A 450-nucleotide genomic window follows, 5' to 3' on the forward strand; every position below is an offset into this window, starting at 1 on the left:
CCGCAAGGAGGCAGGCGACCACGGTAGGGTCAGCGACTGGGGTGAAGTCGTAACAAGGTAGCCGTAGGGGAACCTGCGGCTGGATCACCTCCTTTCTAAGGATGCTGTTTGCAGGATGATCGGCTCGGCCGGTCCGCTCCTCGTACGGCGTCATTTAGATACAGGGTCCAGTCAGGACCCATTGGCGGGACGCCGCCGTCCTCGTTTCTCTTTCTCATCCGGACAAGCGGGAGGCGATGCATGCGCATCGCTGCCAGCCACGGGCCTGTAGCTCAGGTGGTTAGAGCGCACCCCTGATAAGGGTGAGGTCGGACGTTCGAGTCGTCCCAGGCCCACCATGATCGGGTGCCGTGCGCACCAGCAACCATCACCGACTGCAGCTGACACCTTCGGGGACATAGCTCAGTTGGGAGAGCGCGTGCTTTGCAAGCATGAGGTCGTCGGTTCGAT

Annotated in this window: 1 tRNA gene and 1 rRNA gene; both read left to right on the top strand. The window is 61.6% G+C overall.

Annotated features, from left to right (window positions below):
• Positions 1–95 (top strand): 16S ribosomal RNA (locus MFF56_RS31955); the annotation flags it as partial.
• Between the two features lie 166 nt (positions 96–261).
• Positions 262–338, top strand: a tRNA-Ile gene (locus tag MFF56_RS31960).
• Positions 339–450: the final 112 nt, after the last annotated feature.

It is taken from the genome of Methylobacterium hispanicum, assembly GCF_022179285.1.
Lineage (GTDB): Bacteria > Pseudomonadota > Alphaproteobacteria > Rhizobiales > Beijerinckiaceae > Methylobacterium > Methylobacterium hispanicum.